The 11,892-nt window shown below is 62.8% G+C and carries 17 protein-coding genes and 1 pseudogene; 11 read left to right on the top strand and 7 right to left on the bottom strand.

Annotated features, from left to right (window positions below):
* The first annotated feature begins 29 nt into the window (after positions 1 to 29).
* The gene (locus NKJ84_RS27360; RefSeq protein WP_352509015.1) at positions 30 to 698 is read left to right on the top strand and encodes an ArsR/SmtB family transcription factor; all 669 of its coding nucleotides are present in this window, start codon (positions 30 to 32) and stop codon (positions 696 to 698) included.
* A 100-nt stretch (positions 699 to 798) separates the two neighbouring features.
* Here the strand turns inward: NKJ84_RS27360 and NKJ84_RS27355 are convergent, their stop codons facing one another.
* Entirely contained in the window at positions 799 to 1,104 is a 306-nt protein-coding gene (locus tag NKJ84_RS27355) for a hypothetical protein (protein ID WP_352509014.1), read from the bottom strand.
* Between the two features lie 183 nt (positions 1,105 to 1,287).
* On the opposite strand from NKJ84_RS27355, the gene NKJ84_RS27350 reads away from it, so the two are divergent.
* The 8 genes from NKJ84_RS27350 to NKJ84_RS27315 all read left to right on the top strand — a co-directional run bounded on the left by NKJ84_RS27350 (position 1,288) and on the right by NKJ84_RS27315 (position 6,407).
* On the top strand, positions 1,288 to 1,671 hold the full coding sequence (locus NKJ84_RS27350; protein WP_352509013.1) for a hypothetical protein: 384 nt from the start codon (positions 1,288 to 1,290) through the stop codon (positions 1,669 to 1,671).
* Between the two features lie 139 nt (positions 1,672 to 1,810).
* A complete protein-coding gene (locus tag NKJ84_RS27345; RefSeq protein WP_352509012.1) occupies positions 1,811 to 3,247 on the top strand; it encodes a multicopper oxidase family protein in 1,437 nt (478 codons plus the stop codon).
* Positions 3,248 to 3,275: 28 nt separating this feature from the next.
* A complete protein-coding gene (locus tag NKJ84_RS27340) occupies positions 3,276 to 3,716 on the top strand; it encodes a DUF411 domain-containing protein (RefSeq protein ID WP_352509011.1) in 441 nt (146 codons plus the stop codon).
* Between the two features lie 7 nt (positions 3,717 to 3,723).
* Positions 3,724 to 4,272 (top strand): TlpA family protein disulfide reductase, encoded by a 549-nt coding sequence (locus NKJ84_RS27335; protein WP_254819350.1) that lies wholly within the window; start codon positions 3,724 to 3,726, stop codon positions 4,270 to 4,272.
* On the top strand, positions 4,272 to 4,784 hold the full coding sequence (locus tag NKJ84_RS27330) for an SCO family protein (RefSeq protein WP_352509010.1): 513 nt from the start codon (positions 4,272 to 4,274) through the stop codon (positions 4,782 to 4,784). The genes NKJ84_RS27335 and NKJ84_RS27330 overlap by 1 nt, the downstream gene beginning before the upstream one ends.
* Positions 4,781 to 5,023 (top strand): hypothetical protein, encoded by a 243-nt coding sequence (locus tag NKJ84_RS27325; protein ID WP_352509009.1) that lies wholly within the window; start codon positions 4,781 to 4,783, stop codon positions 5,021 to 5,023. The genes NKJ84_RS27330 and NKJ84_RS27325 overlap by 4 nt, the downstream gene beginning before the upstream one ends.
* 44 nt (positions 5,024 to 5,067) lie before the next feature.
* Entirely contained in the window at positions 5,068 to 5,856 is a 789-nt protein-coding gene (locus tag NKJ84_RS27320; RefSeq protein WP_352509008.1) for a DsbA family protein, read from the top strand.
* A complete protein-coding gene (locus NKJ84_RS27315; protein WP_352479363.1) occupies positions 5,853 to 6,407 on the top strand; it encodes a hypothetical protein in 555 nt (184 codons plus the stop codon). Before NKJ84_RS27320 ends, NKJ84_RS27315 begins: the two co-directional genes overlap by 4 nt.
* Positions 6,408 to 6,893: 486 nt before the next feature.
* On the opposite strand, the gene NKJ84_RS27310 is transcribed toward NKJ84_RS27315, so the two are convergent.
* Complete coding sequence (locus NKJ84_RS27310) at positions 6,894 to 7,769, bottom strand: class I SAM-dependent methyltransferase (protein ID WP_352509007.1); 876 nt, start codon at positions 7,767 to 7,769, stop codon at positions 6,894 to 6,896.
* Here NKJ84_RS27310 and NKJ84_RS27305 point away from each other — a divergent pair.
* Together NKJ84_RS27305 and NKJ84_RS27300 are read left to right on the top strand one after the other, a co-directional pair.
* Positions 7,768 to 8,520 carry a TetR/AcrR family transcriptional regulator gene (locus NKJ84_RS27305; RefSeq protein ID WP_352509006.1) on the top strand — a complete coding sequence of 251 codons (753 nt, stop codon included), beginning with the start codon at positions 7,768 to 7,770 and terminating at the stop codon, positions 8,518 to 8,520. The genes NKJ84_RS27310 and NKJ84_RS27305 overlap by 2 nt on opposite strands.
* Positions 8,521 to 8,641: 121 nt before the next feature.
* Positions 8,642 to 8,824: pseudogene (locus NKJ84_RS27300) on the top strand (multicopper oxidase domain-containing protein); the annotation flags it as partial.
* 5 nt (positions 8,825 to 8,829) lie between these two features.
* Here NKJ84_RS27300 and NKJ84_RS27295 read toward each other — a convergent pair.
* From NKJ84_RS27295 to NKJ84_RS27275, 5 genes are all read right to left on the bottom strand, one after another.
* On the bottom strand, positions 8,830 to 9,702 hold the full coding sequence (locus tag NKJ84_RS27295) for a DUF2182 domain-containing protein (RefSeq protein ID WP_352509005.1): 873 nt from the start codon (positions 9,700 to 9,702) through the stop codon (positions 8,830 to 8,832).
* 4 nt (positions 9,703 to 9,706) lie between these two features.
* Positions 9,707 to 10,345, bottom strand: a complete 639-nt coding sequence (locus NKJ84_RS27290; protein WP_352509004.1) for a DUF1326 domain-containing protein — start codon at positions 10,343 to 10,345, stop codon at positions 9,707 to 9,709.
* Between the two features lie 352 nt (positions 10,346 to 10,697).
* On the bottom strand, positions 10,698 to 10,982 hold the full coding sequence (locus tag NKJ84_RS27285) for a DUF982 domain-containing protein (RefSeq protein WP_352479368.1): 285 nt from the start codon (positions 10,980 to 10,982) through the stop codon (positions 10,698 to 10,700).
* A gap of 21 nt (positions 10,983 to 11,003) precedes the next feature.
* Positions 11,004 to 11,309, bottom strand: a complete 306-nt coding sequence (locus NKJ84_RS27280; protein WP_352509003.1) for a DUF982 domain-containing protein — start codon at positions 11,307 to 11,309, stop codon at positions 11,004 to 11,006.
* A 352-nt stretch (positions 11,310 to 11,661) separates the two neighbouring features.
* On the bottom strand, positions 11,662 to 11,892 hold a 231-nt coding region (locus NKJ84_RS27275; RefSeq protein ID WP_352509002.1), incomplete at its 5' end, for a hypothetical protein.

The following is an 11,892-nucleotide window of genomic DNA, read 5'->3' as shown; positions in this document are numbered from 1 at the left end:
TCTGCTGAATGTTTCACCGAGGAACAGTCGTGTCAAGCATTGGACCAAAACAGGCGATTTTCGCCAGCCTTGCCGAGGTGGCTCAGGCGCTCGGGCATGCGCACCGGCTGGAATTGCTGGAGCACCTCGCACAGGGTGAACGCAGCGTCGAAGGACTTGCGGCTCGGGCCGGCCTCAACTTTGCCAACGCCTCGCGCCACCTTCAAATCCTTCGACGCGCGCGACTTGTCGAGGCCGAGCGGCATGGCAAGCATATGCTCTATCGCCTTTCAGGAGATGTTCTGGTGGTTGAATTAATGAAGGATCTGGGGCGCGTGGGCGAGCGGAACGTCGCCGAGGTCAACCGCGTCATGACCGACTATTTCCAGGCTCGCGACGCCTTGGAGGCTGTGTCGCGTGAAGAGCTTGTCTCAAGGTTGCGTGATGGCCTTGTCACGGTTCTCGATGTCCGGTCGGAGGACGAATTCGCGCTCGGACATCTACCGGGGGCGCTCAACATCCCGTTCGCTGAACTTGAAAACCGGCTGGCGGAACTTCCCGCGAACCGCGAGGTCATTGCCTATTGCCGCGGCCGTTATTGCGTTCTCTCGTTCGAGGCTGTCGCGGCACTGCGGGCGCGAGGGTATGTCGCTCACCGGCTCGAGGACGGGTATCCCGATTGGAAGGCCGCAGGCCTTCCAATTGAGGCAGCGGCCTGAGTGGTCCCGCAGCCAAAAGTTTTCGATCGAACAACATGACGCCACCAGTTCCGCGATCACCGCTGCTTGAGCTGAAGGACTATTCGGCCGAGTCCGTGTTTCAGGTTGAAACATGCTTCGCGAGGCGCGGCGGCAAAAAGGCCTGTCGCCGGAACGCATGCCTTCTGTGTGTGTCCTTGATCCGGACGGCGACATAGTGCGCCGGTTGCGCAAAGAAGGCCGCGCCCGCCCATCGTCGGGCTGGGCCTGCTATCATACCGTCCTTCACGAGTTCGAACTGGATGGCCAGACGCTTGGCATCATTTGGCTGTGCGGTCGGCTCCTCCTTCGCCGTGCCGGTCGCCGAGCAGCTTTTCGCGTCGGGGTGCCGCCTGCTGATCAGCATCACCTCGGCCGGCCAGATCACGGTGCTTGGACCACCGCCCTATTTCGTGCTGATCGACCGGGCCCTTCGCGATGAAGGAACTAGCCATCATTCGTTCCGCACGCTGAATTCACCGAAGCCAATCCGGAGCTTATCGCGTAAGTCTTGATGTCGCAGCATCGGGGACTTGCAAAAGCTGCATTTTGCGGCCAGCCTAGGCGGATGATGGCCCGGCTGTCGCCAAAGCATCTCCTCGTCATGCTAATAGCGGTCTTCCTGACCGCCGGGTTCAGCCTGTCTGCCGCTCAGGCCAGCGTCATGTCGGCCAAGATGGCGGACGCTATGGCGATGTCCACCGGTGCCAGCACAGGCACTTTGGCCGGTGCTTCCATGAACGGCGACTGCAGGGCGTGCCTCAAAGACATCGGCGACAGTGGCAACGCGATGCATTGTCCGCCGACCTGCATCGCACCGGTGCTGGCGGTGCTGCCGCAAGACCTCGCGGTGACGGCAGTTCTCCACGTGCAGCAGCCATCGACGCAAGCTGCCCCGTTCCTGCAGGGACGAAGTTCCCTACCCGACCCATACCCTCCCCGACTCAGCGCTTGACGCCGTTTCAGCCGTGACGCGGCTGATTCCCGGCGCCTGATCGCCTGTGTTGCGCATCGTTGCGCGCGCGGGCGCATACAGCATTCCAGTTCGATGCCGAGTGGCTCGCCATCGATCGAGATCGCAAAGGGCTAGCAGGGTGAAATACGATTTCAGTCATTCGATATCGCGCCGCGGGTTTTTTGCGGCGGCGGCGGGCGCTGCCGTGTCCTGCTCGCTGCGTCCTGCACGCGCCTCGACCGAGGACGAGCGCCGGATCAAGGTCGGCCCGGGCCAGGCGCTGCTCGATGGCGCCGACGGTCCGTCTACCGCAGTCTGGACCTATAGCGGCACCACCCCCGGCCCAACATTGCGCCTGCGGCAGGGCCAGCCGGTCCGCATCACTGTCGAGAACGGACTAGACGAAGACACGACCGTCCATTGGCATGGCATCCGTTTGCCGAACGCCATGGACGGCGTGCCGGGCCTGACCCAGAGGCCGATCGGACCGGGCGAGAACTTCGTCTATGAGTTCACGCCGCCAGATGCCGGCACCTTCTGGTACCATTCGCATGCCGACAGCCTGGTACAGATCGGCCGTGGACTCGCCGGCCCGCTGATCGTTGAGGAACGTGAGCCCGTCGCCGCCGACCGCGATCTCCTCTGGCTGCTGCAGGACTGGCGGCTCACCAGTGACGGCCAGATCGCCGGCGGCTTCGGCAGCATGATGGATGCGTCGATGTCGGGCCGCGTCGGCAATGCCGTCACCATCAACGGCGCGGCGCCGGCCGACCTGAGCGTGACGGCAGGTGAGCGCGTCAGACTGCGGCTCGCCAATGCCTGCCTTGCCCGCATGGTGGCGCTGCGCTTCGAGGGTCACCGTCCGGTGATCGTCGCGGTCGACGGCCAGCCCTGCGACCCGCATGAACCGGAAGACGGCCGCCTGGTGCTGGCACCGGCCATGCGCATCGACATTATGCTCGACATGCAGGGCGGTCCCGGCAGCAGGCACGCCGTGGTCGACGACTTCTATGACGGCCTCGTCTACACGCTGACAACGCTTGCCTATGACAAGGCGCCGCCGCTGCGCCACCATCTTCTCGATGCGCCGCGTCGCCTGCCCGCCAATCCGCTGCCGGCCCCCGATCTGGCCAAGGCCGAACGGCATGAGATCGTCCTGCAAGGCGGCATGATGGGCGGCGGCAAGCTGGCCGGCGTCGGCGGTATGATGGGCATGGCGATGCCCGGCATGAACGGCGCCGCCGCCTGGGCAATCAACGGCATGTCGATGACCGGCGATGGCGATGCCGGCATGGCGCCGCAGTTTACGCTCAAACGCGGCGTGACTTGCCACCTCACTGTGCGCAACGAAACCGCCTGGTGGCACCCCATGCACGTTCACGGCTTCAGCCTGTCGGTGCTTTCGCGCAACGGCTTGCCGGTACCGCACCGGCAATGGCAGGACACGGTGCTGCTCGCCCCCAAGGACACGATCGAATGCGCCTTCGTTGCCGACAATCCCGGTGACTGGATGCTGCACTGCCATGTCGCCGATCACCAGATGGCCGGCCTGATGACAGTGTTCCACGTGACCTGAAAGTTTTATCCAACCAAGGAGAACTGCAATGAAACTGACCTACCGCCTTGCCGCACTGTCCCTGCTGATCGCAACGCCGCTGCCCGCCTTCGCCGCGACTATCAACGCCGTCATGTACAAGAACCCGCAATGCAGCTGCTGTGAATCCTACGCCAACTACCTTGAGCACAATGGCTTCAAGGTCGATATCAAGCCGGTCAACAATCTCTCTCAAATCAGCAGCGATGCCGGCGTGCCGGCGGACCTTGAGGGCTGCCATACACTGATGGTCGACGGCTATGTCGTCGACGGCCTTGTGCCAGTCGAAATCGTCAAGAAGCTGTTGACCGAGCGGCCAGCTATCAGCGGCATCACGCTGGCCGGCATGCCGGCAGGCGCGCCCGGCATGGGCGGCGAGAAGTCCGAGACCTGGACGATCTACGCCTTCACCAAGGACGGCAAGGCGCCGACCGTCTATGCGACCGAGTGAGCGCACCGTGATCAAGTGCAAATGGGCTATCTTCCTTGTCTGCTCGCTGCTGGCGTTTCCGCCGCCCTCCGTGGCAGCGGGGGCATCTGAGAACTTCACACTGCTCGATACGCCCGCCGCCGTGCCGGAAATCAGCTTCGAGGACGGCACCGGCAAGCCGAAAACGCTCGCCGATTTCTCCGGTAAGGTGGTTCTGCTCAACATCTGGGCGACATGGTGCGCGCCCTGCCGCAAGGAAATGCCTACGCTTGATCGGCTGCAGGCCAAGCTCGGCGGACCGGATTTCGAGGTCGTCGCGCTGTCGATGGACCGGAAGGGTCCCGACGCCGTGAAGAAATTCTTCGCCGAGACCGGCGTGACACACCTTGCGCTGAACATCGATACCTCGGCCAAAGTCATGTTCACGCTCGGCGCGGTGGGCCTGCCGATGACCGTGCTTATCAACCGCGACGGCAAGGAGATTGGCCGGCTGATCGGGCCGGCTGAATGGGATTCTCCCGACATGGTCGATTTCATCCGCAGCCGTATTGCCGCTAGCCCGAAAGGAAAAGGCTGATGCTTGCCAGAAACCGGGACGAGCCGACGGTTCGGGACGTTTCATCCGCTTGGAACGAATGGATGCGTCTGTTGTGCGCCCTGATCGTCTTCACCGCGCTGATCGCCGGCTTCACGCATGGAGCGCGGGCGCATTCAATGGACGAAGTCGACGCCATGCTGCAGAACGACGAGAAATATTTCCAGCAGATCGACAGGCCAACGCCCGATTTCACGCTGCGCACCGCCGACGGTCGCATCGTGCGGCCGGCCGACCTCATCGGCAAGGTCGTCGTCCTCCATTTCATCTACACATCGTGCCCGGACGTCTGCCCGCTGCATGCCGAGAAGATCGCCGAGATCCAGAAGATGGTGAATAGCACGCCGATGAAGGATCAGGTCACCTTCGTGACGATCACCACCGACCCCACAAAGGACAAGCCGATGTGCTCAATGCCTATGGACCGGCGCATGGGCTCGACCCTGTCAACTGGCTGTTCCTGGCCACTGCCCCGGGCCAGCCGGAGGATATGACCCGCAATCTGGCGGAAGCCTTCGGTCACAAATTCAGCCTGACCAATGATGGCTACCAGATGCACGGGATCGTCACGCATGTGATCGACAAGGAGGGCCGCTGGCGGGCGAATTTCCACGGCCTGAACTTCGCGCCCGTCAATCTCGTCACCTTCGTCAACGCGCTCACTAACAATGTCGAGCGCACGCACCACGAACGGGACGAAGGCTGGCTGGCAAAATTGAAGAGCCTCTTTTGACGGAGAGGCACCGACATTCTCGACGACAAGAAAGGGAGACGCGCATGTTCACCAAGCCAAGAGATGCAGCCAGGTATTGCAGCGGCATCGCCCGCGCCCTGCTCTTTGCCGGCCTGACAGGATGGTTCCTGCTCGATCCGGGCTTTCAAGCCATACAGGCGAATGCTGCAGGCGAAATGTCCCAGGATCAGTTCGACCAGCGGATACACGACTATATCCTGGCGCATCCGGAGGTTCTCGTGCAGGCGCTGAAAAGCCTGGACCAGCGCCAGCGTGAAGCAGATGCAGCCCAGGCCAGGCAGGTGCTCAAGGCGCGCGCGGACGACATCTTCCGTGACAAGCAAAGTCCAGTCGGCGGCAACGCCGAGGGCAACGTTACCCTGGTCGAGTTCTTCGACTATAATTGCCCCTATTGCAGGCAGATGGCGCCGGTCATGGAACAGGCTGCGGCCGACGATCCGCAACTCAGGATCGTCTACAAGGAATTCCCCATCCTCGGCCCAGATTCGGTGTTCGCGGCCAAGGCGGCGCTCGCCGCCGACAAGCAGGGCAAATACACAGCGTTTCACAAGGCGCTCTATGGGTCCAAGACAAGGGTGACCGAGGCGGCCGTCCTCAAGATCGCCGCCGAGGCCGGGCTGGACGTCGAGCGCATGAAGGGCGATATGCGGCAGCCGGACATCCAGGCGCTGATCGACCGCAACATGGAACTGGCCCAGGCGCTGAGAATAACGGGAACGCCGGGATTTATCGCCGGCGACCAGATTTTTCCCGGCGCCACCGATCTTGCGACGCTGAAGAAGCTCATCGAGCAGGCGAGGAGCGGCAAATGACAAGGACCCCAAACCGACGCACCGTCATTCTCGGCGTCTTCGGCGCCGCCGCGGCTGCAGGCTTTCTCGCACCGGATTTGGCAATCGCTGCCGACGATCCCGAATTGACCAAACGGTTCAAAGATCTTAGCGAGAGCGGCAACAGCACCTGCTCGGCCAAGTTTACCGAGTCGATCGCGACCATGCCCGCGATGGCGCGCATCAAGGGCTCGTGCTGCAGCCCGATGGAATTGAAACGCTATCGCGAGCAGGTAAATGGGCTTACCCAATATCGCGCCATCCCGATGATCCCCAGCGACCCGTACGACATACCGGCGGCGACCGCGCAGCAGATGCTGCCTTACTACGATCTGAAGCTCACCGGGGACGAGCAGAAGGCATACGATTACGCGATGGCCAATTCCGAGGAGAAGGGCCCCTGCTGCTGCCCGTGCTGGCGCTGGAGAGTGTATGGCGGACTGGCGAAATACCTGATCCACGAACACGGCTTTGACGGCAGGCAAATTGTGAACGTATGGGACCTGTCCGACGGCTGCGGCGGGGGAATGTAGAATTGCCGGAGTATGCATCTTTCCCCGTTCTGTAACCGGAATCACCGTTGTCTTGACGGAGGTTGCCGGCGACTTAACTTAGCTTGCACTCGCCAATCGTGGGCGGCGAACTCAGCCTTCGCGCCAGAGGATCATTTCCATGATGGATGGGTCAGGGGGCATGTGGTTGATGGGCGGGATGGGCCTCATCTGGATCCTGGTGTTGGTCGCCCTCGTGCTCGCGATTGCGGCGCTCGTCAAATATCTACAACACTGACCGATTGAAGCGCCGAGGCGTTGGCCGCCGAGGCGGGCTTCGGCCGAGATCAGCAACGATGCGGATCAGGGGCTTGCCGTCACGCCCCACGTCGACGACCCTGCCACGAGTCGGCAAGGCTGGCGCTCAGTTCGCACGACCCGCCAGACTGCTACCCTTCGAGGCTCGGGCTCCATGTCGCGTGACTTTTCGGGGCGACGCTTAAGTCTGGCGGCTGTCGCATGCCTCGGTCACGCTGATCGGACCTTGTCCGTCGTCGCGCGAACATAGTTCAGGTTCTTGGTTCCGACGGCGCCGATGTCGCCGACCTTGAATCCGCTCTCGGTCAACAACGAGGCGATCCCATTCATGTCCACGTGACCATGTCGATGAAGTCTCGGCAATCTGGACTTGCGTACCGGCCTGCCGAAATCGATAAGCAACAGCCGGCCAGTGGGCTTCAAGACGCGTGCTGCCTCGCGGACGAAGGCCGATCGAACGGGCTTCGACAGATGATGCAGCATCAGCGTACCGATCACAATGTCGAACTGCGCGTCCTTGAAGGGAAGCTTCTGCGCCGTCCCGTTGACGAAGGTCAGATCGAGGCCAGACCTTTTGGCCTTGGCGCGCGCCCTCTCGATCATTTCAGCCGAAGCATCGACGCCCGTGACGCCTCCATCAGAACCCACTAGCCGCTTCGCGGCAATCGCAAGGGTTCCCGTCCCGCAGGCGACATCAAGCACCGCTTCGCCGGGCCGGAGCTTCGCCAAGCGAAGCATGTGCTCGCGAAACCGCCCCTCGCGGCCGAGGGTCAGAACGCGCGCAAGCCAGTCATAGCCCGCCGCCCGGTGCAGGACGATGCCGATCCCCCTGTCGCTCGCGCCGTGCGTGCCTTTTCCGCCGAGGCCTATGCGAGAAAGGAAGCCCCAGAGCAATACGATCGCGATTGCCGCTAGGATAAGGCCGTGGAACGCTGCCACCCAGGCGCCGGCGCCGATGTAGCCCATGCCAAAATTGCCCAGAAAGAGGAAGCCGGCGACGAGCGACAGTTTGGCAAGCAGGGCCATCGCGATCACGCCCTTGCGCGAATGCCGTCCGTTGCCGGCGCGGTGACCAGATAAGTGCATGTCGGCGACCTTCCGTTGCGGCCTGTCCAATATACGATTTGAGCTTCTGGACTTGGCGTATCATACTGGACACAATGTCCAGCATGAGATTCCGGACACCAGAGCTTTGAATGTCCAGAAGCAGGCGCCGAACGTGGCGATGACCATAAAAATCGACCGAACGAGCGACTCAAACACCATCGATCGCCGCGTCGCGCGGACGCGCGCGCTGCTGCAGGATGCGCTTATTGCCCTGATCCCGGAGCACGCATATGCGGCCAAAACGGTCGACGACATTTGTCAGAGAGCAAATGTCGGCAGGTCTACCTTCTATACCCACTACGCAGACAAGGATGCTCTACGCAGCGCGACCATCGAGGCGCATCTGGGGTCGCTAAGCCGTGGGCGCACGTCGGCAAGTCAGGAGATTGGTGCTCGCCTGTTTGCGTTTAGCCTTCCCATGTTCGAACACGCACTTGCGTTCCGGTCGCTTCACCACGCGCTGCTTGCGAGCAGCGGCGACACGATCCATGACGAATTGCGCGAGCGTATCCGGCGCGCCGTCCGAGCAGAACTTGTCGGAAAGCGGGTCGGTGGAGGTGGAGTGCCCGTCGAATTCGCCGTCCAGTTCATCGCCGGCGCATTTCTTGCGGTCCTCACCTGGTGGGTCGCCACCGACACGAACCTTTCACCGGCGCAAGCGGATGATCTGTTCCAGGGAATGGCGGGAAACGGTGTCGGCGCCTGGGATATATCAGGCTCCGATTCGTAAAACGGGATTGGCCTTGGCGGCGGCAGACGTGGCGCCTGATAGCGGTCGCCAGGAGGACTTATCGGGCTGGACTTGCCGAAGTGCCGATGGCGAGAAAGCTCCACTCCAGCGGCTCGCGCCAGAGACGATCCGCGTGAAGGTCGGCGAGACCCTGAAAGTGCGTTTCATCGGCACCAACAACGGCTTCATCCACCCCATGCACATCCATGGCGGACCCTTCGAGGTGGTCGCCCGCGACGGAGAGACGATTTTCCCTTCGGCCCGCTTCCTTGCCGACGCCGTTAATGTCGGGCCGAGCCGCCGTCGGCGCTACCCTGCCATCCATGGCATCGCCACCGCGCCGCTCGCCACCGCGATGCCGAGTGCGAGCAACGCGATCCCCACCGTCGCCTCGAAGCGGCGGCCGCGCGGCAACAGCTTCTCGACGAAGACGACCAGCGTCAAAAGCAGCATCCAGGCGAGGCTCATGACACCGGCCGCGACCAGAACGGCAAACAGCGCCCAGCAGCAGCCGAGGCAGTACAGGCCGTGCCGCAGCCCCATGCGAAGGGCGCCGATCCGCCCGTCGCGCCAGTGCTCGGCAATGAAGGCCAGTGGCGAGCGGCAGTGCCCGAGGCAGATGTGCTTGGCCGCCGTGAACTGGTAGAGCCCAGCCGCTGCGAGCGTGGCGCCGAGCGCGAGCGGCGCCCAACGCGAACGCTGAGGCGGATCGAAGCTCATCGCGATATCGCTGCCGAGCTGGACCAGCGCATACACTAGAAAGCCGGCTCCAGCCCAGACGAGGATATAGCCGGCGACGAAGATCCAGGTCGGAACTGCAACGCGGCGTTCGCGCCTTGACTGTGCCGACGCGAACATGAAGATCATCGGCGCAGCAGCAGGCAGCATCATCGCCGCCATCATCACGGTCCATACCGCGAGAAACACGGCGGCGTTGCCGATCGACCAAGGCTCGGCGGCGATGCCGCCCATCGCCATGCCGGCCATACCCTCCACGCCTCCCATCCGGCCGCGCACGGCAATGCCCATCGGCATGTTCATGCTGAGGGTTTGGTAGAGCGTCACCGCCCAGGCTGCCGCCGTCAGCAGCGCGATGGAAGCAAGCAGGCCGAGTGGCACGCCGCCCAGCCTTGTGACAAGCGGCGGCAAGGAGAACCGGCCGATGGCGCGTGGGTCTGCCACCGCCTTAGCTCGGGCCGGTCCACTCGAACGGTATGTGCTTGCTCGAGCGGGCAGTGCCCGTCCAGTCGAGGCCGAAGCCCTTGGTGCTGACCTCGACGGAACGGCCCCAGGTGGCAACCTGGCCGGGACCGACCTCGGAGCCCGGTGGGTTGATCGTCTGCACGCGTTTGCCGGGTGGGGTAGTCGGCCCCGAAAGCGCTTCCGCACGCCCGACGACGCGGCCAGGGATCTCGACCCGCCAGGTGGCGAGGTCGCCCGCCACCTCGAAGGCGATCGGCACAAACTCCATGCCGCGCAGTTCGCCAATGTTGGCGGCAAAGCCCGCCGGCCAGCCGCCGGCCTGCCCGCCGAAGATGGTCTGCAGCGCCTCGCGCTGCTTCTCGTTGGCCTTCTCATCAAGGTACATGCCCATGACGGCCTTTGCCTCGCCGGCCCAGAGATTGCCTTCGAACTCTCCGAGCGCCACCAGCGTCAGGCCGTCGAGCTTCACGTCGCCGTATTGGCCCTCACGCACGTGCCAGGCGAGCACGCCCTGGCAGTGATTGCCGGTCGGCCGCTGTGCAAATTCGCAAGGACAAGGGATGTCGCAGCTGCAGATGTCGAACCAGTCGCCTGCGAGCCGCCATCGAGGAACTGCGTTCATGGCTCTTACTCCCGAGAACTGATGGGGCAAGATTACTCCATCGGCGCTCGCGGCGCCACGTCTTACCTAGGCGGGTAATGGGCCGCTAAGCGGGCGGCTCACTTTGCTACGGCGCTTGGGTGGCGCGCTCCGCTCGCGGCTTTTTGGCGGTCCGTTACCCCATCTAGTCAGCGAAACAGGCGCAACGTCTGACAGCTTGTGACCTTAACCTTGCTCACCGCCCAACCCAGTGGAGTGCGGTGCACATAGAAACCGCCAGCAAACTCTGCCGGCGCATCGACGCGCGCGTTTTCGCACGGCGCACCTTTTGGGCGGCGGCCCGATGGCCACCGCCTCTGAAACCGCCCGCGGATCAAGCTTGCAGAACCTGCCCGGTAGTGGTGACCGGCGGCATCATTCCGTCTTCGACCAGGATGTCTTTCTTCCTGGCGAACTGCACGAGAACGCCGCGCGCCGTCTCCGCGTCGATCTCGCCGGCCAAAGCGGCTTTACAGGCGCGGATCGCAGCCCTTTGTTCAGGGCTGTTCCCGCACCAGTCGGTGACGAACTGGTAGGCATCCACGACCGAATTCAGCTGCCTCGGGAACCCGAGTCCGACCCAGACGCGAACGGGCTTTTCGAAGGGCTGAGAAAGCATGATTTCCTCCCTCCGAAACGGTCAGGCGGCAACGCCGCCCGTCTCGCCCGACTTTGCGGCCGCCACCCAAGGCATCGCCGTTGCGACGTCCTCGAGGATCTTCACGGAGCGGGCAAAGCCGGCGAACGCATCCCGCGCGACTTTTAACGGTATGAGACCGTCGTAGGCGCGGTGACACGCGCGCGTTGCCGTTTCGTAGATCACGCCTCGCCGATGCTTCGGCCATTCGTCGAGAAAATCGAAAGCATCCTCAAGACAGGCGATCTCTTGAATGAGACCTTCCGCGGCTCTCACGAACACGGGACTCTCAAATGTTCTCTCGCTCATCGAAACCTCCAATCTTTGAACGATTTCAGGTGGTTGAGGATGGTCGCCCCAGCAATCGGCAGCGACCTGCGGGAAATATGTGAAGGCCGATTTTCGACGTCAAGACCGCATGAAGCCAGTGCGCTATCCGACAAAAGTCCTCGGTTACGACGGACACGGTGAGTGCTACTCAGGCGACGGCCCGCTCGGTCCAGCCGGTGGGTTGAACGAACGTCACTCGCTTGGTCTATGGCACACGTTCACCATCTGCGTAGAACGCGGACGAGATCGGCCTCTTCTCCTGTCCTATTGTCACGCCGCAGCCGCCCTTTTGCCGACTGGGCAGTCCGACCCGTGGAGAAGTGGATCCGGATCAAGCCGTGCAAGACAGACACGAGACAGACAAAAGCAAGGTGCGCAGCCAGCCGGTGGTCGTCGAATTGCCGTTGCTGCCGGAGCTCGCGGCCGAGCTTTCCTGCGCACCGGCGGGCAATGGCAGCAGTGAGCGGCCCGAGACATAGGTGACGATTTGGACCGGACACATAGGTAACACTTTTCGGTTTTTGCCGGGAGGTGTTGATGCCGTGGAGAGAGTGTTCGGTGA

It is taken from the genome of Mesorhizobium sp. M0048, from assembly GCF_040323405.1.
In the GTDB taxonomy this organism is placed as follows: domain Bacteria; phylum Pseudomonadota; class Alphaproteobacteria; order Rhizobiales; family Rhizobiaceae; genus Mesorhizobium.
The sequence above is the reverse complement of the archived record's forward strand: the minus strand, read 5'-3'. Positions and strand labels throughout refer to the sequence as shown.

Bases quoted from the DNA above. Each gene is read 5' to 3' on its own strand.
- NKJ84_RS27305 (WP_352509006.1), top strand. From the start codon at position 7,768: ATGTCGGCGACCTTCCGTTGCGGCCTGTCCAATATACGATTTGAGCTT.
- NKJ84_RS27280 (WP_352509003.1), bottom strand. From the start codon at position 11,309: ATGAGCGAGAGAACATTTGAGAGTCCCGTGTTCGTGAGAGCCGCGGAA.
- NKJ84_RS27340 (WP_352509011.1), top strand. From the start codon at position 3,276: ATGAAACTGACCTACCGCCTTGCCGCACTGTCCCTGCTGATCGCAACG.
- NKJ84_RS27320 (WP_352509008.1), top strand. From the start codon at position 5,068: ATGTTCACCAAGCCAAGAGATGCAGCCAGGTATTGCAGCGGCATCGCC.
- NKJ84_RS27330 (WP_352509010.1), top strand. From the start codon at position 4,272: ATGCTTGCCAGAAACCGGGACGAGCCGACGGTTCGGGACGTTTCATCC.
- NKJ84_RS27285 (WP_352479368.1), bottom strand. From the start codon at position 10,982: ATGCTTTCTCAGCCCTTCGAAAAGCCCGTTCGCGTCTGGGTCGGACTC.
- NKJ84_RS27310 (WP_352509007.1), bottom strand. From the start codon at position 7,769: ATGCACTTATCTGGTCACCGCGCCGGCAACGGACGGCATTCGCGCAAG.
- NKJ84_RS27315 (WP_352479363.1), top strand. From the start codon at position 5,853: ATGACAAGGACCCCAAACCGACGCACCGTCATTCTCGGCGTCTTCGGC.
- NKJ84_RS27290 (WP_352509004.1), bottom strand. From the start codon at position 10,345: ATGAACGCAGTTCCTCGATGGCGGCTCGCAGGCGACTGGTTCGACATC.
- NKJ84_RS27325 (WP_352509009.1), top strand. From the start codon at position 4,781: ATGACCCGCAATCTGGCGGAAGCCTTCGGTCACAAATTCAGCCTGACC.
- NKJ84_RS27350 (WP_352509013.1), top strand. From the start codon at position 1,288: ATGGCCCGGCTGTCGCCAAAGCATCTCCTCGTCATGCTAATAGCGGTC.